21 protein-coding genes are annotated in these 23995 nt (G+C 26.0%); 4 read left to right on the plus strand and 17 right to left on the minus strand.

The window, feature by feature from the left end; translation table 11 throughout:
• Positions 1-61: 61 nt before the first annotated feature.
• Positions 62-1180 carry a DUF475 domain-containing protein gene (locus tag AACT_RS13995; RefSeq protein WP_172127907.1) on the plus strand — a complete coding sequence of 373 codons (1119 nt, stop codon included), beginning with the start codon at positions 62-64 and terminating at the stop codon, positions 1178-1180.
• Between the two features lie 85 nt (positions 1181-1265).
• Here the strand turns inward: AACT_RS13995 and AACT_RS14000 are convergent, their stop codons facing one another.
• The 3 genes from AACT_RS14000 to AACT_RS14010 form a co-directional block, all read right to left on the minus strand.
• A complete protein-coding gene (locus AACT_RS14000; protein WP_172127909.1) occupies positions 1266-1553 on the minus strand; it encodes a hypothetical protein in 288 nt (95 codons plus the stop codon).
• A gap of 169 nt (positions 1554-1722) precedes the next feature.
• Entirely contained in the window at positions 1723-4011 is a 2289-nt protein-coding gene (locus AACT_RS14005) for a cache domain-containing protein (RefSeq protein ID WP_172127911.1), read from the minus strand.
• A gap of 100 nt (positions 4012-4111) precedes the next feature.
• Positions 4112-6058 carry a sensor histidine kinase gene (locus tag AACT_RS14010; RefSeq protein WP_172127913.1) on the minus strand — a complete coding sequence of 649 codons (1947 nt, stop codon included), beginning with the start codon at positions 6056-6058 and terminating at the stop codon, positions 4112-4114.
• A 312-nt stretch (positions 6059-6370) separates the two neighbouring features.
• On the opposite strand from AACT_RS14010, the gene AACT_RS14015 reads away from it, so the two are divergent.
• The gene (locus tag AACT_RS14015) at positions 6371-6967 is read left to right on the plus strand and encodes a peroxiredoxin (RefSeq protein ID WP_172127915.1); all 597 of its coding nucleotides are present in this window, start codon (positions 6371-6373) and stop codon (positions 6965-6967) included.
• Position 6968: 1 nt separating this feature from the next.
• Positions 6969-7289, plus strand: a complete 321-nt coding sequence (gene trxA / locus AACT_RS14020) for a thioredoxin (protein WP_172127917.1) — start codon at positions 6969-6971, stop codon at positions 7287-7289.
• Positions 7290-7365: 76 nt separating this feature from the next.
• On the opposite strand, the gene AACT_RS14025 is transcribed toward trxA, so the two are convergent.
• From AACT_RS14025 to AACT_RS14065, 9 genes are all read right to left on the minus strand, one after another.
• Complete coding sequence (locus AACT_RS14025) at positions 7366-7626, minus strand: GGDEF domain-containing protein (RefSeq protein WP_172127919.1); 261 nt, start codon at positions 7624-7626, stop codon at positions 7366-7368.
• Positions 7610-9154 (minus strand): IS1634 family transposase, encoded by a 1545-nt coding sequence (locus AACT_RS14030; protein WP_172126420.1) that lies wholly within the window; start codon positions 9152-9154, stop codon positions 7610-7612. Before AACT_RS14030 ends, AACT_RS14025 begins: the two co-directional genes overlap by 17 nt.
• Before the next feature lie 242 nt (positions 9155-9396).
• A complete protein-coding gene (locus AACT_RS14035) occupies positions 9397-10899 on the minus strand; it encodes a sensor domain-containing diguanylate cyclase (RefSeq protein WP_172127921.1) in 1503 nt (500 codons plus the stop codon).
• Between the two features lie 95 nt (positions 10900-10994).
• Positions 10995-12782, minus strand: coding sequence for a transporter substrate-binding domain-containing protein (locus AACT_RS14040; protein ID WP_172127923.1), 1788 nt, complete (start codon positions 12780-12782; stop codon positions 10995-10997).
• A gap of 115 nt (positions 12783-12897) precedes the next feature.
• Positions 12898-13929, minus strand: coding sequence for an IS5 family transposase (locus tag AACT_RS14045; RefSeq protein ID WP_172125441.1), 1032 nt, complete (start codon positions 13927-13929; stop codon positions 12898-12900).
• Positions 13930-14410: 481 nt separating this feature from the next.
• On the minus strand, positions 14411-15715 hold the full coding sequence (locus tag AACT_RS14050) for a leucine-rich repeat-containing protein kinase family protein (protein WP_172127925.1): 1305 nt from the start codon (positions 15713-15715) through the stop codon (positions 14411-14413).
• Between the two features lie 143 nt (positions 15716-15858).
• Positions 15859-17247 carry a sensor histidine kinase gene (locus AACT_RS14055; RefSeq protein ID WP_172127927.1) on the minus strand — a complete coding sequence of 463 codons (1389 nt, stop codon included), beginning with the start codon at positions 17245-17247 and terminating at the stop codon, positions 15859-15861.
• A 120-nt stretch (positions 17248-17367) separates the two neighbouring features.
• Complete coding sequence (locus AACT_RS14060) at positions 17368-18624, minus strand: Lcl C-terminal domain-containing protein (protein ID WP_172127929.1); 1257 nt, start codon at positions 18622-18624, stop codon at positions 17368-17370.
• Between the two features lie 400 nt (positions 18625-19024).
• A complete protein-coding gene (locus tag AACT_RS14065) occupies positions 19025-19831 on the minus strand; it encodes an ion transporter (protein WP_172127931.1) in 807 nt (268 codons plus the stop codon).
• Between the two features lie 141 nt (positions 19832-19972).
• On the opposite strand from AACT_RS14065, the gene AACT_RS14070 reads away from it, so the two are divergent.
• On the plus strand, positions 19973-20431 hold the full coding sequence (locus tag AACT_RS14070; protein ID WP_172127933.1) for a YccF domain-containing protein: 459 nt from the start codon (positions 19973-19975) through the stop codon (positions 20429-20431).
• A 285-nt stretch (positions 20432-20716) separates the two neighbouring features.
• On the opposite strand, the gene AACT_RS14075 is transcribed toward AACT_RS14070, so the two are convergent.
• The 5 genes from AACT_RS14075 to AACT_RS14095 form a co-directional block, all read right to left on the minus strand.
• On the minus strand, positions 20717-21097 hold the full coding sequence (locus tag AACT_RS14075; protein WP_172127935.1) for a helix-turn-helix domain-containing protein: 381 nt from the start codon (positions 21095-21097) through the stop codon (positions 20717-20719).
• Positions 21098-21180: 83 nt separating this feature from the next.
• The gene (locus AACT_RS14080) at positions 21181-21540 is read right to left on the minus strand and encodes a DCC1-like thiol-disulfide oxidoreductase family protein (protein ID WP_172127937.1); all 360 of its coding nucleotides are present in this window, start codon (positions 21538-21540) and stop codon (positions 21181-21183) included.
• Between the two features lie 3 nt (positions 21541-21543).
• The gene (locus tag AACT_RS14085; protein WP_172127939.1) at positions 21544-22206 is read right to left on the minus strand and encodes a DUF2071 domain-containing protein; all 663 of its coding nucleotides are present in this window, start codon (positions 22204-22206) and stop codon (positions 21544-21546) included.
• A 13-nt stretch (positions 22207-22219) separates the two neighbouring features.
• A complete protein-coding gene (locus AACT_RS14090; RefSeq protein ID WP_172127941.1) occupies positions 22220-22795 on the minus strand; it encodes an SOUL family heme-binding protein in 576 nt (191 codons plus the stop codon).
• A gap of 473 nt (positions 22796-23268) precedes the next feature.
• The gene (locus tag AACT_RS14095; protein WP_172127943.1) at positions 23269-23733 is read right to left on the minus strand and encodes an SHOCT domain-containing protein; all 465 of its coding nucleotides are present in this window, start codon (positions 23731-23733) and stop codon (positions 23269-23271) included.
• Positions 23734-23995: the final 262 nt, after the last annotated feature.

A 23995-nucleotide genomic window follows, 5' to 3' on the forward strand; every position in this document is an offset into this window, starting at 1 on the left:
TCACTTATTTAGTTTATAGTCGCTAATATTCGCTTTTATTTAAAAAGTAAAGGATAAATTCATGACAGAACTAATTAAGCAAAAATCAACATTAAGTTATTTTAATACTTTCTTTTTATTTTTTGGAGTCTCTTTAATAATAGAGTTTTTTTATATGGGTGTATTAGGTATTGTTCAAGGGACAACTCTTACAATTTTAGAATTAGCTTTATCATTTGATAATGCAGTTGTTAATGCTCTTATTTTAGTTAATATGTCTCCAGTTTGGAGAAGAAGATTTCTTACATGGGGTATGTTAATAGCAGTATTCGGAGTAAGATTAATTTTACCAATTTTAATAGTTTTCGCAACAACTGATTTAAGTTTTGTTGAATCATTTACCCTAGCAATAAACAATCCAAGTGAATATGAAAAAATTATTTCAGCTTCACATCATATAGTTATGGCTTTTGGTGGAATATTTTTATTAATGATATTTTTATCATTTTTATTTAATGAAAAGAAAGATGTTCATTGGATTGCAATCATTGAGAAATATGCTTCAAGATGGTCAAGCATTGGTGATTTAAAAATATTAATTGCAATATTAACCGTTGCACTTATTGGTTTTTATGCTCCATCTGAAATTTTAATTGCAGATGTTGTAAAAAAGATTGATAAAGGTGACATTATTTTACCTATGGTTTATGGTATTTTACTATTTCTTTGTATTGAATTTCTAAGAGGTATTTTAGAAGATGATGGTAGTAAACATGAGTCAAATAGTATGGAAATTGAAAGAGAAAAAATAGAAAACGTTGTAAATACTAAACTGGCAAAAGGTGGATTCGCTTCATTTGTTTATTTAGAACTTATTGATATGTCTTTCTCTTTTGATGGTGTTTTAGGAGCTTTTGCTGTTAGTCAAAATATCGTTATTATTATGTTAGGTTTAGGAGCAGGAGCATTTGCAGTTAGAAATCTTACTATTTTAATGGTAGATAGAGGAACTGTTTCTGAATACAAATATTTAGAACATGGGGCAATGTGGTCTGTAGGATTTTTAGCAATAAGTATGATTATCCAAATATTTATGCATTTACCTCATGGCTTAATTATTGCTTTTGCTATTATTCCAATTGCTATTGCGTTTTATCACTCTGTTAGAGAAAATAAATTAGATAATTTAACAGTTAATTAATTCTTTATTATAATTGATTTTTACTAGATAAGAATATTCCGTAATAGATTAAACTATCACGGAATTTATAGATAGAAATTTAAAACTATTTACCTTGCTCTTGTTCAACAGGTTCTTCATCTTGAACAGGAAGTTCTTCTTCACCCTCTTTTGGTGCTAATTCTTCTTTGTCCATTTCTTCATCAGATGGATTTAAAAGAACTGGCATTGCATCTTCTTTTTCGATTTCTTCGTTAGATGGTGTTACGATAGCTGTCTCATCTTTTTTCACTTCTTGAGTAGATGTTTGTACATCTTCAGGTGCTTTTTTTTCATCTGAACAACCTGTTAATAATGCTAATAATACAGCTGTTCCTAATAAAACTTTTTTCATGGATTAGATCCTTTTAATATAAATAGTTTTTGTTTCGAAAAAACAATGTGGAATAATAGCAAAATAATTGTAGAGAAATTGTGATAAAAATAAATTTAGAATAAAGCTATTATGAGCGGATTTAAATAAGCCTAATTGAAACTTTTATAAATTCCTACAAAAAGTATATTTAAATAAAATCATCCATAATTCCAATTGTAAAGCAAGCGCCCACATAGGATATTCCATCAAATACATACTCTTTATTTGATACAATTAGTTTTCCATTTAAATGTTTTTCTACTATCTCTTTACTCATATATAACCCAATTCCTGTACCTTGAGATTGATGTTTTGTTGTAAAATATGGTTCAAATATTCTATCTATTATATCTTCTGGTATTCCTTGTGCATTATCTTGTATTTCCAAATGCAAAGTATTGTCTTTTGAATATGCATTTATAAAAATTAATCTTCTTTGATTTTCTGCAAGATCTAATGCATCTCTTGCATTATTTAATATATTTACCAATACTTGAATTAACTCATTTTCTATCGTCCTTATTTTATATTCTTGTATATCTTGAATAATCTCTATTTCTTTTGAAACAAATTGTGCTTTTACTAGATTTAAGGTTTTTAAAATAGTATCTTTGATATTAAATTCAGTAATTTTATTATTGCTTGGATTAAAGAAATCTCTAAAATCATCAATTGTTTTAGATAAATATTGAGCTGAATTATTTATAGAAGTTAAAGCTGAGAATAAATCTTCATCACTCAAACAATTCATCTCTTTTTGTAATTTTGTTCCTGTTGACGCTGTTGAAATAGTAGAAAGTGGTTGTCTCCATTGGTGGGCGATATTTCCTATCATTTCACCCATTGCTGCCATTTTACTTTGTTGATATAATAACTCATCTTTTTGTTGTTTTTCTATTTCAAGATTTTTACTTTCAGTTATATCTTGTATTATTCCAATAATAGATAATTTATCTTCATCCAATTTTCCTCTACAATCAATCCAACGAATTTCATTATTTGCTCTTTTTATTCTATAAATAATTTTATATTCTATTCCTTTATTTATGCAGTTTCTTATTACATCTTCCAAAGCAGATATATCTTCAGGAACTATTATGTCTTTTAGAAGTTCAAATCCAAACATATTCTTATCATATTTTTCAAAACCGAATATACGAATAATTTCATCTGACCAAAAAACTTCATTTGTTTGTAAGTCTAATTTCCAATCACCAATATGCGCTACTTCTTGTGCTCTTATTAAAGTCTCTTTTTGTTTTTTATTTTCAATGATTTGTTTTTCTAAATCTTTTTTATGTAGTAAAAATTTCTTTTGTAATAATCTTGAAACAAGCATTGAAGATATTAAAAATAAAAAAGTCATAGAAGTTGCAATTATAATTGCAACATACATATGTTCATCATAATCTTTTTCTAATTCTTTTTGTTTTTCTTTTATTTTTAAACTTAGATTATCTAAGTTAAAACCTGTTCCTATTATCCAATCATAGATTTCTACTTTTCTTAGATATGAAATTTTTGCTGACTTACTTATACGTTCATCTATACTTGTATATTCATATTGTGAATATTTATCTTTATCATTAGAATTTATAAAATCGTTATATGATTTAACAAATATATTTTCTTTATCAATATCACTTACATTAACAAATTTTGTTTTAGTTAGTAAAAAATCTGCATTTTTATCTATTATAAAAATATGATTACTTCCACCATCATTTAGAACTTTTATATAATCTATAATTTGATTTTTTACTAGATTTTCAAAATCTTCTTCGAATTCTGCAGTGGTAATAATAAAGTTATATGGTTTAAATTCCTTTACAATACCAAGTTTTTTTAACTCTTTCGATTTATCTTTTAACTTATAATAATACCAAGAAAGAAAACCTTCTGTTTTTGCTTTTGCAATAGAAATAGCCTCTCTTACAGGATAATCTCCATAAATGTCTTTTCTATTTAATACTAAAGTTCCTTCAAACTCTTTATATATTGGATGAAAAACATTTACTCCTTCCATTGTATGAATTGAAAAATAACCTCTTCCATCGTTAAATCTTACATTCTCTAAGGCTGTTTTCATTATTTCAATTATTTCTTCTTTTGTTCTTTCATTTTTATACTTATCATATATAGAAGTCATAATATCGTGAGCAGTATTTATCTCTTTTTTTAGTTTTTGTTTTAAAAGCTCATTAGATTGAGCATTTTTATTATTTATATAGTTGTATATATTGTTTATGTCACTTTTGATTAACTCTTTATTTAACTTTATATATTCATTCTCTATTTTTTCTTTTTCTTTTTTTAAAGTATTAATATAATCTAAAGAGATGTAAGCTGTAGTTAAAATTGAAGCGATTAATATAAATATTAAAGGAGCATATTTAATTATTCTCAATACAAATTTTTCATTTGATATATCTTGCATAATGCTCCTTTTAATTAAATTTATATTATAAAGTTTAACATAATAAGCAATGAAATCAAAATTCCAAAGTAGCTGTTTGATTTTAGGAGTTTATCAATATCTAATTTATTTTAATAATAAATTTTGCACCAACATAAGAAATACCCTCATATTCATAAGTATCATTTTCTGCACTAAGTGTTCCATTTAAATGATTTTTAACAATCTCTTCACTCATATATAATCCAATTCCTGTACCTTGAGCTTGGTGTTTTGTTGTGAAATATGGCTCAAAAATTCTATCAATTATATTTTCAGGAATTCCACCTGCATTATCTTTTATATTTATATATGAATGATTTTTTTTTTGATAAGCCTCTATAAAAATCAATTTTCTTTCATTTTTATTTAAAGTTAAAGCATCAGCTGCATTATTTAAAATATTAACTAACACTTGAATAAGTTCATTTTCTATTGATAATAATTTAAATTCTTCTATATTCTTAACTAATTCAATATTTTTATCTATGAACTGTGCTTTTATGATTTCTAATGTTTTGTCTAAAATATCATTAATATTATATTCACTCATTCTATTGTTACTTGAATTAAAAAACTCTCCAAAATCATCAATTATTTTAGATAAATGTTGACTTGAATCATTTATAGTTGTTAAAGCTGTATTCAATTGTTCATCACTCAAACAATTCATTTCTTTTTGTAATTTTGTTCCTGTAGCTGCTGTTGAAATTGTAGATAAGGGCTGTCTCCATTGATGAGCTATATTCAATATCATCTCACCCATTGCTGCTATTTTACTTTGTTGTATGAGTAAATGTTCTTGTTTTCTTTTATTATCTTCATAAACAACTATTGCATTTGTATATTCTTTTATTGTTTTATCAATTTTCAAAGATACAATTATTGCTACTAAAATAGCAAAAAGAGACAGTAATCCAACCCAAAAAAGTGTTTCTTTTATTGTATGATTTGTGTAAGATGAGATTGATTCTTTCATAGATAAAATCTGTTTTTCCAAATCATCATAATAAAAACCACTTAAAATTATCCAATTCCAATCTTTTTGGAAATATATATATGATATTTTTAATTCAGGCTGATTTGTAGATGGTTTTTTATACCAATACTCAGTAAAACCTTCTCCTTTTTCTTTTATTAAAGTTAAGTAATCTTTTTTATACATATTCCCTTTAATATCCAAATCTTTATCAGAAGTTTTATTCCCTATTAATTCAGGTTTATTTGAGTTTAATAATACTGTAGCAAAATCATCTCCACCTTTTAAATCGTGGACTTCAAGAATAGCTATGTATTTATCTTTTTCATAATATTTTGTTTTTGAAAATCTATTTATTATATATTCTTTACTTTGTTTTTCTATAATATCAAGATATTCTCCAATACCAAACACCAAATTTAGGGGTTCAAATTTTGTTACGCAAGTAATTTTAGGAAATTCTTTTTCTTTGTCATTAGGTTTGGCAAAATAAGTTTTAGAATAAGCTATTTCATTCTTTTCAAGTTCAGATGTAAATAATTCAATAAGATTCTGACCACTATTATTTATAAAAGTTGTCATATCATTTCCAATAAGTTCGGATAAAGGATGTTCAAGCATAACATTAGTTTTACTATCATAAATAAAGTAATAGCCAAGACCATCATCAAATTTAATTAGTGAAAGTGTTTTTGCTATTTTTTCTTTTATCTCTTCTTTACTGTTAATATCTTTATATGTATCATAAATAGAGTTTGCTACATTTATAGCAATATTTATCTTATCTTTTAAATTAGCTTTTAGGATATTTTCTGCATCTGCTATTTGGAAATCTATTGTTTCTTTTACAAAATCTACTTCTTGGTGCACTTTATTTTTTTGATCTTGGGTATAACTTATTTTAGTTTTTTCAATTTGTTCTTCCATATGGGATTTGAATATTTTAATTGTAATATAAGAACTTATAGAAGCTATGGATACAATAGATATAAGTACTAATGAAAGAATTGGTAGTAAAAACCTTTTTGATTTATATTTTCTATTTTTCATTTAAATATCCTAATATAGTTTGGTATTTAATTGTCTTTAATTATTTTATTATAATAAAGTATAAATAAGGTTCATACTTTTATTATTAATACGCCTAAGAAATTATAACTACTATCTTATTAAAATATTGATTTTCTTTATTAAATTAAAAGTATTAGATTTTAATTTATAAATTTTTCATTCTGCATTGAATATAAAATTAAACGATAAATTTTATCTTTTGATATATTTTATTAAGTAAGCTTTAATAATATATACATTATACTTTCATCACAAAACGAAAAATTAATAAAAAATAAAAAGGATTTAAATATGTTAGTAACTAAAAAAGCTCCAGATTTTACAGCAACAGCTGTACTTGCAGATGGTCAAATTGTAGAAAATTTTAACTTATATGAAAACATTGGGGAAAAAGGTGCAGTATTATTTTTCTATCCATTAGATTTCACTTTTGTTTGTCCATCAGAAATCATTGCATTCTCAAAAAGAATTGAAGATTTTACATCAAGAGGTGTATCAGTAATAGGTTGTTCAGTAGATTCTCAATTCTCTCACTTTGCATGGAGAGAAACTCCTGTTGAAAATGGTGGAATTGGAAGAGTTAAATTCCCATTAGTAGCTGACCTTTCAAAATCAATTTCAAGAGATTATGATGTATTGTTTGGTGAATCAGTAGCATTAAGAGGATCATTTTTAATAGATTCAGATGGAACAGTAAGAAATGCAGTAATCAATGACTTACCACTAGGAAGAAATATTGATGAAATGATTAGAATGGTAGATACAATGATTTTTACAAATGAGCATGGAGAAGTATGTCCAGCTGGTTGGGTAAAAGGTGACGAAGGAATGAAAGCTTCTACTGCTGGTGTTGCTGAGTACTTAGGTAAAAACGAAGGAAAATTATAATATGAGTAAATATATAGAAGTAACAACAGAAAATATTGATGAAGTAATAAAAAGTGGTGTAGTATTACTAGATTTTTGGGCTACTTGGTGTGGACCTTGTAGAATGTTATCACCTGTAATTGATCAACTAGCAATAGATTTTGATGGAAAAGCAAAAATTTGTAAAGTAAATTCAGATGATCAACAAGATTTAACAGTTAAATACGGTGTAAGATCAATACCCACTCTTATTTTCTTAAAAGATGGAGAAATAGTAGATCAAATGATTGGTAGTTCGGCAAACAAGCAAACTCTTACAGATAAACTAAACTCTTTATTATAAATCTTATCATATGAGAAATCACATTCTAGAATTTAGAATGTGATTTTTACACTGCCAAATTCAATACACATTTTATTTATTCTGAAACTAAAACTTTATTTCTTCCACTATTTTTGGCTTTATACATAGCATCATCTGCTCTTTTTATAAATTGTTTAGTATCTTCAATATTATCAAACTGGGAAATTCCTATACTTATAGTCTTTTGTCCAACTTTCTCAAAAGAATGATTTTCTATTTTATTTCTTAGATTTTCAGCCACTATATATGCATTATCTAAATTTGTTTGAGGAAGTAAAAGAATAAATTCCCTGACTTCATCATTCGAGGCACCCAATATGAATATCAATAATATTTTGAATTTTTAGTTGTATTTCATTAAGTTGCAACACTTCAAATTTTTTCTTATGTGTAAGTGGGTTTATATATTCTAATCCATAGATTGTTTTTATCTCTTCGAGGGCTATTTGCACTGACAAATTCTTATCATGAAGTTTAATAATTCTTTCAAGTTCTTTATAAACTGTATATGCAATAAATGATATTGAGATATGAGCTTCTATTCTATGTCTTAGATAATGATGAATTGGTCTTATTTTTAAATCTGTTTTAGAAATTCTAAAGGCTCTTTCTATATGCCACAGATTTGAGTAGTTTTCAATCACTTCAGATGGACTGAGTGTTGTATTTGTGATATAACCTTTAAGACCATCCCAAAGTGCATCTTCATTAAATTTATCATAATCAATTACTACTTCAATTTCATTTTTAAGATGTAAATATTTATTATATCCTCTACTATTGATTTGATCTTTTGTAAGTCTTCCTGATTTGATTTTCTTTTCTAATCTTTTTAAACCTTTTTCTCTATTATATTTATCTTTTTTTGCTCTTTTATCTGTATATGACAACACAAGTGTATCATCACCTTTTGCAACGGTTGCAATAGCATTATTTACATCAAGATTTAAAGATAATATTTTACTTTTTGTAATATGATTTTCATTTTTGATTCTTGCACCTAAGATATATTTATAGTTATGAGTTTTTAGTTGTTCTATATTATTTTTAGATAACAATCCTGAATCAGCTATTACAATTGGTTTTTCTAAATTAAATTTCTTTTCAAACTTTTGAAGTATTGGTATAAAAGTATTTCCTTCATAGCTATTCCCCTCATAAATATCATAGCCTATTGGATAACCTTTTTCTCCCACTAAAAGTCCAAGCATTATTTGTGGAGATTGAAATTTACCATCTTTACTAAATCCAATTCTTCTTAAATCATCCTCATCTTCACTCTCAAAGTAAAGTGTTGTAACATCATAAAATAAAACAGTAATTTCACCTAATATTTTTTTTGTATGTTCAAAGGCTACTTGTTCAATCTCCTCTTTATATACAACATTAAACTTATCCATAAAGCGATATATCTTCATAATATCAATATCTATATTTCTATATCGTTTAAGATACTCAATAACTTTTAATTTACTTCCTGGATTAATAAGTCTTGTTACAACTAAATGTTTTAAAAGTTCATCATCAATAATTTTACTAAATCCAATATAATCAAACAATCTTGCGATAATAAGTTCTGGGCCAATACAAACAATACTATTTGTTGATAGATTTTTTACAAAGGTATCTATTATATTTTCACTATTATCATTTGGAAATAAATTTAATATAGGTTGTTTGGTGAGTTGTGGAATAAGTTTTAATCCCTCTTCATATAAAAGTTCTATTTCTATTTCATCTTTAGATGAACCAATAGTTTGCACTACTTTATTATTTCTTCCAATTTTTTCTATTATTTGAACACTTATACTACCACTTGCATTTCTTTTTTTACGAATAAACATACAATATTATATCGTGGGTCACCCAACTTAAAAATTAAAATACCTTAACCATGGGGTTTATTAGATATTGTTTTATGCTCTTTTTCAAAAGTGATGAAGTCAGGAAATGATTGGTAGTTCGGCAAACAAGCAAACTCTTACAGATAAACTAAACTCTTTATTATAAATCTTATCATATGAGAAATCACATTCTAGAATTTAGAATGTGATTTTTACACTGCCAAATTCAATACACATTTTATTTATTCTGAAACTAAAACTTTATTTCTTCCACTATTTTTGGCTTTATACATAGCATCATCTGCTCTTTTTATAAATTGTTTAGTATCTTCAATATTATCAAACTGGGAAATTCCTATACTTATAGTCTTTTGTCCAACTTTCTCAAAAGAATGATTTTCTATTTTATTTCTTAGATTTTCAGCCACTATATATGCATTATCTAAATTTGTTTGAGGAAGTAAAAGAATAAATTCTTCACCACCCCATCTTCCAAAAATATCTGATTCTCTAATATTATTGGAGATAATATTACATATTTGTATTAGTATCTCATCTCCTACTTGATGCCCATATTTATCATTTGTTTCTTTAAAATAATCTATATCTAATATCATTAAAGAGAAATCACTTTTATGTCTTTTTGATTTTGTAGTTTCTTGTGAAATATATTCATCAATCATTCTTCTATTATAAATATTTGTTAAAGTATCTTTTGATGCTAATTGAATTAACTTTTCATTTGCTTCAACTAATGATTTTGTTTTTTCTTCAACTTTATTTTCAAGGGTTTTGTTTAATTTTTTGAGTTCTTCTTTAGAATCATCTATCTCTTTGTGAAGAGCACCAACGAAAATTGTAATAATAAAAAGTAAAAATATAAACTCTTGTAAATATATAGTAGTCTCTTTTTCTAAAAATATTGAAAAAGGTCCTATTCCTCCTACAGTATAATATATAGCTGTCCCTGAAATCAAAAGTGAAAGAATTAACGCTGGTAAAATTCCCTGTTTATAGATAATCCAAACAAGTGCTAAAATAAAAATAAATGGTGTTGCGGGTAATGAAAGATTTATATTACTTGTAGAAAATAACTCTATGGATAAATATAAAGCAAAAACTATTACAAATATATTTAAAATATTAAAATCATATTTTTTTAAAGATTCATAATTTTCTTTTAATATAACCATTATTGGAGTTAATAATAAAATTCCAACGGCATCTCCAAAATACCAAAGTCGCCAAAATTCAAAAAAAGTTGTATGTTCGTCTATTCTAGTAGAATATACAAGTGCCCCAAAAAGAGCACCAATTGCTGGCATAATATTTAATCCTATAAAGAAAAACATTATTACATATTTCGTATTAGTAAAATTTACTTTCTGATTTCCAGAAAATTTCTTTATTAAAAATGCAGCTAAAGTTGTTTCAAAAATATTTATAAAAGCAAATTGTAAGGCCTGAATAATAGTAAATGTTGAATAATCAGCTACTATTTCTGCCATCACAAAAAATGGAATGTAATATTTCCATTGCTTAATATCTTTTAGTAAAAAAAATGCAAGAAGTAAAGAGTTTGGAAGCCAAGCTATTGCGATACCAGAAGACATGGTTACATATTTCATACTTAAGATACCAAGTAACACATAAACAGTTGATAATAATAAAGCTATGGCAATATTTTTTATATTTAAAAAATTTTCTATATTAATTTCTCCATTATTTTTAAATGAGTTTTGCATTGTATCTTAAGTTAGAAAAATAAGTACTTTTATAACTTTTTTTAATATATACTATTTTAGCATTAAACTCTAAAAACTGCTTTATTATCTATATTTTAAAGCTCAATAGGTGCGTTATTGTGAATTGTTTGTGTTTCTACAGGTAAAGTAATAGTAACTTCTACCCCGTTATATTTTTTGTTATTATAAGTAAAAACTGTATTAATTATATCAATTGCTCCTTTCATTTTATCAACTATTAAATTATAAGTAATATAAAGACCTAAACCTATTCCTTGGGATTGATGTTTAGTTGTAATATATGGTTCAAACAATTTATTCATAATTTCTTCACTTATTCCTTGTGCATTATCTTTTATTGTTATAATTACTTTATTATCTTCAATTGAAGTTGTTATGAATATAAGTTTTTCTTCTATTTTTCTTTCATTTAAAGCTGTTCTTGCATTATTAAAAATATTAATGAAACATTGAATTAACTCATTTTCATATCCATTGATTTTTATATCTTTTTCTAAATTTAATATTATGTTTATATGATCATTTGTAATTAATGCACTAACTAAATTTAAGAAATCCTCTATTGCATTTTCTAAATCAAATACTTTTTTATTATTATCATTATCAATAAAGTTTCTGAAATTATCAATTGTTTTAGAAATAAATTGAACATTATTATCTATCATAATACAATTATCTCTAAACTCTTTATCATCTAGTAAACCATACTCCTTTTTTAATAGCATTCCACTTGATATAATTGATATTATAGAAAGAGGCTGTCTCCATTGATGAGATATATTATTTATCATTTCTATCATTGATGAGATTTTTTCTGCAGTAAAAAGTTGTTTTCGTATTTTTATATTTTTATCAACTTCCTCTTTTATTTTTATTTCTAAGTCTTTATTATATTGTTTTAAAATCTGTTCATTTATCTTTAACTTCTTATTAGAGTCAACAAGTAATTTAGTTTTTTTATTAACTTCTTCTGCTAGTTTTTTATTCATATTTCTTAAATAGAATTGTTTATATATAAAAAAACATGCCAAAATAAATACTAGAAATAGGATTTGATAAACTAAAGTATAATCAATAGAAGTATTATATTTAATATTTATCCAGTTGTTCAGTACTTTGTTATGAAAAGATTCATCAATATTTTCTACTTGATTTTGTAAGATATCAAAAAGTATAGGGTCATCATTTCTAACTCCTATTCCTAATTCTAAATTTACTTTATCTGTTTTCCCTGCAATTTTAAGAGAACCTATAAAATCTGTGATAAAAAAATATCCAATACTAGCTAAGGTTCCTACTTGTCCATATAATTCACCATCTATAACTTTTTTTAAACCATCTTTTATTGTTGGTACTTCAACATAATTTATATTAGGATAGATTTTTTTTAGTTCTTCAACATAAGCATAACTTTTAGGTACACCTATTTTTTCATTTGTTAAATCTTTAAAATCTGAAATAAAAGGTTTATCATTATTTGTAGCAATTACAACAGGTGTTTTTAAATAAGGGCTTGTAAAATTTAGATATTGTTTTCTTTCTTCTGTCTGCATAGCTGATATAATATCGCATGTTCTATCTTTTGCTAAGTCTATAGATTCTTTCCATGTTTTAACAGGTACAACATTGATTGGGATATTTAGATTTTTAGAAAATATTTTATAATAGTCTGATGTAAGTCCAATATATTCGCCATTTTCTCCAAAATCTTCAAAGGGCATAGAATCAGGGCCAATACATAATTTTAGTTCTTTTTTATTGCTAAGATAATTTAATTGAGATAGCGTAGGCCCAATATAACTTCCTAGTTCTTGCGCAAATATATTAAGGGAACCTCTAAAAATACCTTTTAAAGCTCCCAACTTTTACTTTTTTTGATTTTTAAAAAATCTCAGCCCAATTCTAACTGAACTTTACTAAGAATTTTGTGGAAATCACCCTAATATTTTGGATATTTCATCCATTTCCCAACTCTTTTCATATCAATTTTACCTTTTGTAATCTAACCATCTGTTCGTATCTGACTAAGTTGTAGGTAAGGTTCGTAAGTCCTATTGTGGACTTTATCCTATCTATTCCAATTGAGAGAAGATTAAGTGCATTATGCATTTGAGTTGTAAGTGTTCCAAATATATGTTCAACTCTTACTCTTGTTTTAGAGTGTTTATAATTTTCTTTATGCTGGGCATTGGTTAAGGGTTTGTTTCTGTAGGCTCTTTTGATAACTTTTGATTTCACATTTTTACTTTCGAGATATTGCTCAGTCTCTTCAGATTTATAAGCACTATCAGCATAGAGGGTATTATCATCTCCATCTATCAAATCTTTAACCACTTGTGAATCATGGGTTGAAGCTGGCGTCACTTCATATTTAGTGATAATTTTAGTTTTCTGATCTGAGGCTACATGATCTTTATATCCATATTCTCTTTGACCTCCTTTTGTTGTCCATCTTGCATCACAATCTTTTTGAGCTTTTTTATTTGGATTGTCTTCAAAGCTTTGTGGCATTTTATCCTCTTTGATTTGTTTATTTTCATCTCTTGTATTTCTTTGTTTGGGTACATTTACAAATGAAGCATCAACGATTGTCCCCTCTTTGGCAACTATTCCATTTGAGATAAGTTTAGAGGTAAATAGTTCAAATAATTTTTTGGATAAACCTTTCTCTTTTAGTTGCTCTTTAAACAACCATATAGTCTTTTCATCTGGTACATCATCACCGATTTGCAATCCTAAAAAATCTAAAAATGATAATCTATCTTTGATCTGAAATTCTGTTTGTTCATCTGAAAGATTATAATATCGTTGAAGTATTAAAATTTTAAACATTAGCAATTTATCGTATGGCTTTCTTCCTGCATTTGACTTTCTATCCTCTTTTTCTAAAGCTGATTCAATTGTTTCTCTAAACATCTCCCAATCAATAATCTTGTTTAGTTTTTGTAGCGGTGGTTGATGTTTATTGATTTTTTCCAATTGAAATTCGTAGTCAAATAGTCCTGCCATTTTTTAACCTTTGTACCTATATTTATATAGATATTTTAGCTAAAAAGTCCTACAAAAAGCCTTACATAAAGGGTTTTGTCGCTTTATTGCAAAGTATACATCATCAGTGATTTTATGAATATTTTCAATTTTTATGAATATTGACTAATTTTTAGAGGTGCCCTTAAGTGTTATTATTAATAAAATTAATAATCTCAAATATAATCCTTTACATTAATATATAAACATATTAACACTTAGTAAATAAAATATTGTTTAACAAATAAAGAATTTGTTATATAAGAATAAATTATATCAGGCAAAAAAAAAGCTTCTTTTACAAGAAGCTTTTTTTCTAAGGAGAACAAAATTTATAATCTAAGTTTAAAGGTTCGCGGCTTTTAAACTTTTTAAGAAGATTCGCATTTCCTCTTAAGTTATATAGACAGTATAATATCCGAGCATTAACTAAACTATAATCAATAGTTAATAAATAATTAACTTAAGATACAATTTCATCTAATCGCTCTAATATCTCTTTAAATAAGGGTCTTTTATTAGGGATTTCACTTAAACATGATATTTGTAATTTCAATAAAGCATCTTTTATTTTTTCACTTTTATTATCTTCCTTTGATAAAACCAATAAATCTTCAATCAAACATCCAAAAGCTCTTACTTCTAAATGTTCTAAGGCGTTATGCATTTGCAAATCTTCTGCTTCATAATATGATGCTCCACCAAAATCACCTAAAATACTATTATCATTTTTATCTATCATAATATTATGTGCATAAAAATCACCATGCATTATATTTCGTTCATGCATATGAACAGCAGCATTTGCCATTCCTTTTAGAATTTTTAAACAAGATTGAAGTGAGAGTTTAAAGTTTTCTTTATAAACATCCCTTGTACAAGTCTCAAAACTAGGAGGCAATCCTAAGTTTGAAAAAGAAGATGGAATTAGTTCTAACATCAATACATCTTTATTTTGGGGATGATTTACTACTTGAGCTAAAACATCAATAAGATTTTCATGTACACCCATAGAGATATTTATATCCATTTCTTCTTGGGGTAAACCATCTGATGTCATATCTCCTTTAAATACTTTTATAGCAACTTCTTTATTTTCATATATTGCTTTATAAATATTCCCAGAAGCACCCTCCCCTAATAGTTCTTTTATTTCTAATTCATTCCATGAAATTATTTGCAATTTTGTATTAGAGTTTGGATGTTTTTTACAAAAAGGGTTTCCACTATATGCAAGCCATGAAAGTTTTGGTAATGAAAGTAAAATATTAGGGAAAGAGCTAAGTTTATTTGCAGAAATTCTTAAAAGTTCTAAATTTTTACAATTACTAATACTAGAAGGTAAAAACGTTAATTGATTTCCTGAAATCATAAATTTTTGAAGTAAAGATAAATCACCAATAGACTCAGGTATAGCTTGCAAATTGTTATCAGTTAATATTAACCATCTTGTACTAAGAGGTAATGAATTTTCTTCAAATATTTCAATATGATTATTTCTTATTCCAATCATTGATAAAACAGGAAGTTTAGCTAATACTTTTGGAACATGATTAAATTGATTATTTGATAAAAAAAGTCTTTTTAGTTTTTTAAATCTATAAAAATCATCTGGCAAAGAAGATAGATTATTATCAGTTAAATCCAAAACTTCCAAGCTATCTTCTAAGGTATATAATTCAGAAGGAAAGATATCAAGACTACATGCTATTTTGATATGTGTTGAGTTTTTTAATTTGCCAGATTTCAGTTCTTTTAGTGTTTCCATATATAATATAATCCTAGATTTTACTGTATTTTGTTTTATTAATATTAGATAATAACATAAATCATCTTGGCAAATTATTTATAATTTAAATATGATAAAAGCTAAAGAAAAAGCCCTCTCATAATAAATAGTGTTATAGTATTTTATTCATATGGTAATTCTATTCTGAACTCCGCACCTGCATATTCATTTTTATTATAAGTAAAAGAAACATTATAAGCTTCCATTGAACCATCCATACCTTTTGTTACTAGATTATATGTAATATTTAAACCTAATCCTGTACCTTTACTTTTATCTTTTGTTGTAAAATAAGGTTCAAATATATGAGGTAAAACACTATTTGCTATTCCATGGGCATTGTCTTTTATTTTAATAATTACATGATTTTTTTTAATTTTAGAAGAAATAAAAACATATTTATTCTCAACTTTTTTTTCTATTAATGCATCTTTTGCATTATTAAAAATATTGAATAAACACTGCAAAAGTTCGTTTGGATAATTATTAATCTTGATATTTTCTTCAAGATCTAAAACTATATTTATATTATGAATTTTAATAGAACCTTGAACCAAAGTTAAAAAGTTATTTATATTATCTGCTATATCAAATACAACTTTATTTCGTTCACCTTTTATAAAATCACTAAAATGATCTATTGTTTTTGATAAATATTGAGCATTGTCATTTATTGCTTGACAAGTTTTATCAAATTCTTCATCATTTAAAATTCCATATTCTTTTTGTATTTTCATTCCTGTGACACCTGTAGAAATAACAGATAAAGGCTGTCTCCATTGATGGGCTATATTTGCAATCATTTCACCTAATGCAGCCATTTTCTCTGACCTCATAACTTCATGTTCCATCATAATATTTTCTAAAGTTTTTTCTTTTATAGATAAATATGTTGTAAATATTATTGGAAGAGTTAGTAGAAGATATAATAGTGTTTCTTCAAGATATTTATATTTTATATCATCGATAATTTTGTTAAAAACTTCCATTGAAACCTCAGCAGATATTACAATAACCTGTGAATTTTCTAATGTCATTGGAATATGTACAGCTCTAAAAGAACTCCATTTATCAGTATAATTATCATAAAGAATTTCTTTTGATTCAAAAGAATTAACAAGTGATTCTCCCGCATCTTCATAATGGTGAAAATAGTGTAATTCACTTTTTTCTTCTAATTCTTCTTTTGAAGCACTTGAAGAAGTTAGATACACTTTATTATCTTTTTTAATTGATGAATAGATAAAAGCTAAGTTTGCATGATTGTTATAATATGATAATTTGTTTATATTTTCCCAATCTTCTTCTTGGGAAATTGAATCTTTATTTATTGCTTTTTTAAAAAAATCTTCACCTAATATATTATATACAGTATAAGCACCAATTTTTAATTTGTCATCTACAACTTCTATTTCTTTTTGTTTATAGTCCATATATGAAGAATAATTGTAAAAAAATATACTTATTACATAAAAGATAGAGGCAAGGAATATTTTATAATATTTAAACAAAACCTTCTCCTTGATAAAAAGAATCATTACACTGTAATCATATCACTTTTTTACCAATTATATAATAATAAATTTGGCTATAAAATAATAAAAAAGCCAAAATTCACTTTTTAACTCTTTTTATTTTATATTTCTAACACATCTTGCAAAATTTAAGCCCCTAATAACATCTCCTTGTGGTCCACGAATGATTGCACCATTTACAACTTTAAAACCATTTTGCTTTACATTTATTTGTGATATATCTTTAGGAGCACTTCTTTGAGCACCTGCTCCATGAACATCTAAATAAAAACCATGAAAATATCCTAATGCTCTCCCAAAACTTATATATACAGCATTTCTAGCATTTGACATATTTTCATGGCTAGTACTACTCCAATAAAAAGCAAAATCTTTTTGTTTATTTTCATTTATTATAGGAGTTGCATTAAAAACTGAATTAATAGCAGCAGAATTACTTGTATCTGGTGAACGTGTATAATCTACTATACTTTGAAGCTCTTTTGCATCTGGTAGTTTCCAATTGCTATATCCTGCTTCTCTAGAGTTTTCACAATACTCTAATGCATCGCTCCACTTTACACCAAGACCATTATCATTTTTTTGCCACATAAGATTTGTTGCAAGATCTGTGATTGTTCCATCTTTATGATCTATAAAATTGTTTTTCCCATAATTTTCATTTCCACGAACACATTGAACATAAAACTTTTTATCTTTACCCCTTGCCGTAAGTGGATAGCCTTTTATTCTTCCATCTGCAAAATTAACCCCAAACATTGTATTGTTACCATTCATTGTATTAGATACATATTTTGTTGATGTTGCCCACTGAGCATCTATAAGTCTTTCTTTTTTACTTCTATCTCCATATCCAAAACCAAAGACATAATTATTAATAAATGGTGTTAATTTACTATCTTCTTCATCATAAGCACTTATATCCTTACCATTAAAATCAATTAATGAATATATAGATTTAATATCTGGAAGTCTCCAATCAGATTTTTTGGCAAGAGTTAAATTCTCGCAATATGATATTGCATCACTTTGACTCATTTTATCATCATAATTAACTTTCCCATCACCATTTATATCTGCTGTTTGTTGCCATACTAATTTTGTAATATGATCACTTACCGTTCCGTCATTATTATCTGAAAAAGAAGGACTTAGAGTTTTATACTGTGCATCTTGTCCTGTTTGCATACATGAAATCTGCACTCCACTTACATCAAAACATTTTTCTTGGTTTGTATCTACTATAGGGTATTGAGAACTTGTACTTGTTATTGGACTATTATTGATTTCTTCATTTTTTTCTATCTGTGTTTTTTGTGCTGGTAAACCTAAAGAATTGCAAGATAATAACATAGAAATTATTCCCACGAGGAAAAGTTGTTTAGAGTATTTGAAATTCATAATTTTATTACCTTTATATATATTTTTTTGAATTATATATTTGTGATATTAATTATGTTTTAACAAGAAGTAAATAAGAGTAAATAATTATCATTATTTTTAATATGTAGGGTTTCTTAGAGTTAAATATTATAGGCAAAAAAAAAGCTCCTTTTTTCAAGGAGCTTTTTTGTAAGGAGAACAAATTTTGAAAGTTTAAAGGTTCGCGGCTTTTAAACTTTTTAAGAAGCTTCGCGTTTCTTCTTAATATAAAGTAATTATAATAGACCACGATTAACTGAAATACAATCAATAGTTAACAGAAGGTTAATTTGCTAATAAATACCATATAATATGGAGTAATAAAAAGCAATTATTTAGTTTTCAGGTTATTTTCTATTAAAAATTTAAGCTCACCTATTTCTGCTCTTAATTGTCTTATCTCATCATTTACATGTATTTCATTTGAATGAACTTCTTCTAAAATCGTTTCTTCTTCTTTTTTATTTAATATAGCCATTGCATCAACAATGATTGCCACAACCAAATTTATCATAACAAAAGTTACAACAAATATAAAAGGAACAAAGAAGACCCATGCATATGGATATACTTCCATTACAGGTCTTACAATTCCCATAGACCATGATTCTAAAGTCATAACTTGAAATAAAGTATAAAAAGATTCTCCTAATGTTCCAAACCATTCAGGAAACTTCTCAGAAAAAAGCTGTGTTGCCATAATTGCAAATATATAAAAAAACAAAGTCATTAATGCAATTACAGATAACATTCCAGGAATTACACTAATTAAAGCTGAAACTATTTTCTTCATTTGAGGTACAGCAGTAATAAGTCTAAATAATCTTAGTACTCTTAAAACCCTTACTATTTCAAAACCTGCACTTGTTGGAATTAATGATATAGAAACAACAAAGAAATCAAATAAACTCCATGGATCTTTGAAAAAAGAAGTTCTATAAACATAAATTCTAAGTGCTATTTCTATTGTAAATATTGTTATAACTATTTGATTAAATAATAAAGCATAATCTCCAAAACTCAACATAAATGATTTAGAAGTTTCTAATCCCATAGTAATACCATTTAAGATAATCAAATAAATAATAAATTTTGTAAATAAATTACTCTCCACAAAATCTTTTATTTTTGTATTCATATTCTTTTCTCCGAAATTTTTAGAATAATAGCAAAAAAAGACCTTTGAAAGTTATTAAGTTTTAGAAAAAACCATCAAAAATTTTTGCTAGTAATTTGAAAAAAGATATACTAACGTTATATCAAAAATGGAAATACAACAATGAGATTAATTGGTAATTTTTTATGGTTTATTTTAGGTGGAGTATTAATGGGAATACTTTGGTGGATAATGGGATTAATCTGTTTCATCTCAATCATTGGTATACCTTGGGCTAAAGCTTGTTTTGTAATAGGACAATTTACATTTTTTCCATTTGGCAAAGAAGCTATTAGTAGAGAAGAGTTACATCAAGCAAAAGATATTGGAACAAGTGGATTTGGAGTAATTGGAAATATCATTTGGTTTTTACTCTTTGGATTATGGTTAGCGATTGCACACATAATGAATGCTATAGCTTGTTTTATAACAATCATAGGAATACCTTTTGGGATTCAACATTTAAAACTAGCTGGCATTGCACTTTTTCCAATAGGTCAAACAATAGTTGATAAGGAAGTTGCAGCAGAAGTTAGAATGCAAAATGCTAAAGAAAAAGTTAGTCAAATGAGAAAAATATAGAATTAAAATTCTTCTACCTCTTTTTTTGTTTTTATTACTGCTTCTTTACATTCTTTTAAAATTAATTCATATTCACTATTTGTCAATCCACAACTTTGTTTTGCAAAAGTTTTATTTCTTTACCTAAATCATTAAGTTTCATAGATATTTTCCTTAAATATGAAGTTTATTTCTTATTATTAGTCAAAATAGATAAAATATGAATTATATTTCTTATAATATACAAGATTATTCTCTGATAATTTTAATCCTGACATTCATATATTAGTTTTATACTATAAGTCATTATACAACCCACAGTTTATTTTTATATTGTCCTTGTAGGAATTCTTTTTCAAACTTATGTATAATTTTGTCTAAAGAATCTTTTTCTAAGCCTTGAAATTCTAAAGTTGATGTACTTTGAACTAAAGATGCCATAAATAAAGCTTTTTCTTTTGCTCTTTGTTTTTGTAATTGATTTAGCGGGATTACTTCATTTCCTGCAAAATCAAGCCCAAGTAGATTTGTGATTTTTTCTATAGTACTAAATTTTACATCATCACCTGCGAAAAATCTATTGACAGTTCTAACACCTAGATTACTTAATTTTGCTAAATTTTCAATACTTATATTAATTTGCTTTTTTCTATTCTGGATTTTTTGAATTAATTCTAATCTAGTCATTTAAGTCCTTCGTATGATTATGCCATAAGTGACATATATGTTTAAACATGAGTTAAAATATTTTTTGCTTACATGTACCTAATTTACGCTTTATTCTTAAAATACAAAGCTATTTTTCGGAAAATTTTTAAAGCACTATATACAAAAGGGGCTAAATTATTATTTGAAAATATAAACTTTTGGATTTTAAAAATCAAACCTTTAAATATACAAATATTATCAAGATATGCTATTGCTTCGACACCTTGCAATATTGTGAAATCTTCACTTAATAATAAAATAATACCATCATCAAGGTTCAAGTTTGGATTAACTTCTTTCCAGAGTAGATTTTCTCTTGCATCTACAAGTTCAATATCAATACACTCTCTAAGTTCTCTAAACTTAGCATATTGATTACAAAATGGACATTCACCATCATAAAAAAGATATGCTTTTTTCATGGATTAAATAAGCTGTAATTTTGAGGTAGTAACCTCTAAAGATTTACAAAACAGTATATCTTTGTGTTGAGATACTATATTGTATGGTTTTAATACTTCTAAATTTTGATTATTAACTTTTGCAGTTGTTAAAACCCATGGCTTGTGAGTTATATTTCCCATAAAACTAAATCCTAAATATTTGTTTGCAAAAAAGTATCTCTCAGTTGCCCAAAAAGCGAAACTACCTTTTTTATATATTTTAAAATCATTATCTATAGAATATTCACATTTAAAAATATCATTGTTATTATGCAAAGTTTCTATTGATTTATTTTCTACTTTATAATTTCTATATCGATAAGGTAGGCCATAAAAAACTCTTGCACCAAAAACCGAAATTAAAGAGTCAACATCTAAACTTAAAAATAAAACTCCAGGTTTATTTTTATATGTAATATAAGCTCTTACATTAAGTTCATTATATTCTTTAAACCATACAAAATCTTTTGTTGATTTATGGCGTACATTAGTCATTTGCATACTAACTAAGCCAATGTAATATTTTCCTTCAAAACTATCGAGATAACAATCTTTTGGCAAATATTTTTCTAAAAAACTTTTATCTTCAATCTCAAAATGTTGAAAAAGTAAATTTTCCCATGTTTGTTTCCAGCCTTTTTCCATAAACTATCCTTCTTTATCTTTGCACTTCTATCATAATTTCATTTCTACGCATAAACCAAAGTGCAAATGGAGAATTGTATCGTGCAAAACTTGGCTCACCTATGATCTTAATATTAGCATCTTGGAGTGCTTTAATAAGTATGGCTTCATGCTCTTTATATCTTTTCTCTGTCCATCCACCTGAGTATTGTAGTACAGCAACAATCTTTGCTGGTATTTCTCTAAGAGTAATACGATTATCTAATGGAGAAGGAAGAGTATCTAATGTAAAGCTTTCAGGCATTACAAAACTAATAATGGCACTGTTAGAATCTTCTTTACCTTTTTCTTGTATCACTGGAGCTGTCATTGATATCTTTTGTCCTTCTTTATCTGAACTTTCTTGTATCACAGGCGCCGTCATTTTTATATTACTTTGCTGCTGATTCTCACCTGAGATATATTTAATAAGAATTCTAAATGCTTTGCCACCTCTTTCATCAAATGTACCCGAAACCTCAGTTTGTGCTACAAGATATGGTGAATATTTTCTGATTTCAAATGCCTCATATTTTTCCATGAGAGTATACTTTGGTTCTTCTATTGCCATAAGAACTCCTTTTAATGTTAGAAATATTATAAATACTATTCTCAACATGTAATTCCTTTATTTTAATCACATTTTAAATTATAATGTTTATTTATTATTTTGGAAGTTCAAATATGTCGATTTGTCTTTATCTTATTTAAAAATGCTTATTAATAATTCATTTGAAGGATACAATTTCATTTCTAAGATAGGGAAAACTGTTTTATAAAATATTCTCTCCCCCAATGATCTTAATGAACTAAAGTGGAATTTTACTAAGAATAAGGCAGGTTTTAGACAGAGAAAAAAATCAAAATTAGCTAGACAGCCTATTTCTCGACTCCCTTTTTATGTACCTCGCCGGATAAGAGAATCGGCTAGATGTTTTTCATATGAATTTATTTCAATAATTAAATTAGAGAAAGTTCTAAAACTACAAGTTATTGAATTTCTAAATAAATATCTTATATAATTCAGGATATGTAATATATTAATCAAAAACTATCTAATAATTCCTTTCTTTTTTTGTCATATTCATCCTTAGTTATTAATTTATTTTCATACATATCTTTAATTTTTTCTAATTTATCCATAGAATCATTTGAGCTAGAATTTTTTGATATTTTTGTATTTCTGTAGTTATATCCTTCAGGACATTTGTAAATACTAAAACTTGCATTACCCGCTTCTCCAAAACCTGCAGATAAATAGTGTTGTAAATAAGCATTCCCATTATTCATGATAACATCGTTTATCATTAAAATTTTTGCATTTTCGACATGCATATCATGTCCAAAGCCAATTAGATTTAATACTCTAGATTTTTTAATAAATTCACAACCCATTGTTGCAGATTCATTAGGAAGTTCTAAAATATTGTTTGAACCAGGGATAGGCTTATGTGCACAACCTGAAAATAAAAATATTCCTATACTTAAAACAATTGAAGTAATTTTCATAATAGTACCTTTATAATAGTTTTTTATGATAACAAAATTTTATCTAAAAGTGTCTCATAAAAGACTCCATTTTCTTAGAAGTTTTTAAAAAAGTATATGATAAGTATATTTAACAATTATGTTAACTTAATAATACATTTTTCATAAGTTATTTGTTAAAAAATTTTCACTCATTGAATAAAGCTTAAAAGTTTTATTACATAATGATTTTTCATAAAGCAGTTTTTGTTAAGAAAAAACTTGTTATTAATAGAATTGAATT

Origin of the sequence: Arcobacter acticola, assembly GCF_013177675.1 — a bacterium.
Lineage (GTDB): Bacteria > Campylobacterota > Campylobacteria > Campylobacterales > Arcobacteraceae > Aliarcobacter > Aliarcobacter acticola.

Bases quoted from the DNA above. Each gene is read 5' to 3' on its own strand.
- AACT_RS14000 (WP_172127909.1), bottom strand. From the start codon at position 1,553: ATGAAAAAAGTTTTATTAGGAACAGCTGTATTATTAGCATTATTAACA.
- AACT_RS14060 (WP_172127929.1), bottom strand. From the start codon at position 18,624: ATGTTATTATCTTGCAATTCTTTAGGTTTACCAGCACAAAAAACACAG.
- AACT_RS14085 (WP_172127939.1), bottom strand. From the start codon at position 22,206: ATGGAAAAAGGCTGGAAACAAACATGGGAAAATTTACTTTTTCAACAT.
- AACT_RS14090 (WP_172127941.1), bottom strand. From the start codon at position 22,795: ATGGCAATAGAAGAACCAAAGTATACTCTCATGGAAAAATATGAGGCA.
- AACT_RS14030 (WP_172126420.1), bottom strand. From the start codon at position 9,154: ATGTTTATTCGTAAAAAAAGAAATGCAAGTGGTAGTATAAGTGTTCAA.
- AACT_RS14045 (WP_172125441.1), bottom strand. From the start codon at position 13,929: ATGGCAGGACTATTTGACTACGAATTTCAATTGGAAAAAATCAATAAA.
- AACT_RS14065 (WP_172127931.1), bottom strand. From the start codon at position 19,831: ATGAATACAAAAATAAAAGATTTTGTGGAGAGTAATTTATTTACAAAA.
- AACT_RS14080 (WP_172127937.1), bottom strand. From the start codon at position 21,540: ATGAAAAAAGCATATCTTTTTTATGATGGTGAATGTCCATTTTGTAAT.
- AACT_RS14035 (WP_172127921.1), bottom strand. From the start codon at position 10,899: ATGCAAAACTCATTTAAAAATAATGGAGAAATTAATATAGAAAATTTT.
- AACT_RS14005 (WP_172127911.1), bottom strand. From the start codon at position 4,011: ATGCAAGATATATCAAATGAAAAATTTGTATTGAGAATAATTAAATAT.
- AACT_RS14015 (WP_172127915.1), top strand. From the start codon at position 6,371: ATGTTAGTAACTAAAAAAGCTCCAGATTTTACAGCAACAGCTGTACTT.
- AACT_RS14050 (WP_172127925.1), bottom strand. From the start codon at position 15,715: ATGGAAACACTAAAAGAACTGAAATCTGGCAAATTAAAAAACTCAACA.
- AACT_RS14075 (WP_172127935.1), bottom strand. From the start codon at position 21,097: ATGACTAGATTAGAATTAATTCAAAAAATCCAGAATAGAAAAAAGCAA.
- AACT_RS13995 (WP_172127907.1), top strand. From the start codon at position 62: ATGACAGAACTAATTAAGCAAAAATCAACATTAAGTTATTTTAATACT.
- AACT_RS14010 (WP_172127913.1), bottom strand. From the start codon at position 6,058: ATGAAAAATAGAAAATATAAATCAAAAAGGTTTTTACTACCAATTCTT.
- AACT_RS14095 (WP_172127943.1), bottom strand. From the start codon at position 23,733: ATGAAAATTACTTCAATTGTTTTAAGTATAGGAATATTTTTATTTTCA.
- AACT_RS14070 (WP_172127933.1), top strand. From the start codon at position 19,973: ATGAGATTAATTGGTAATTTTTTATGGTTTATTTTAGGTGGAGTATTA.
- trxA (WP_172127917.1), top strand. From the start codon at position 6,969: ATGAGTAAATATATAGAAGTAACAACAGAAAATATTGATGAAGTAATA.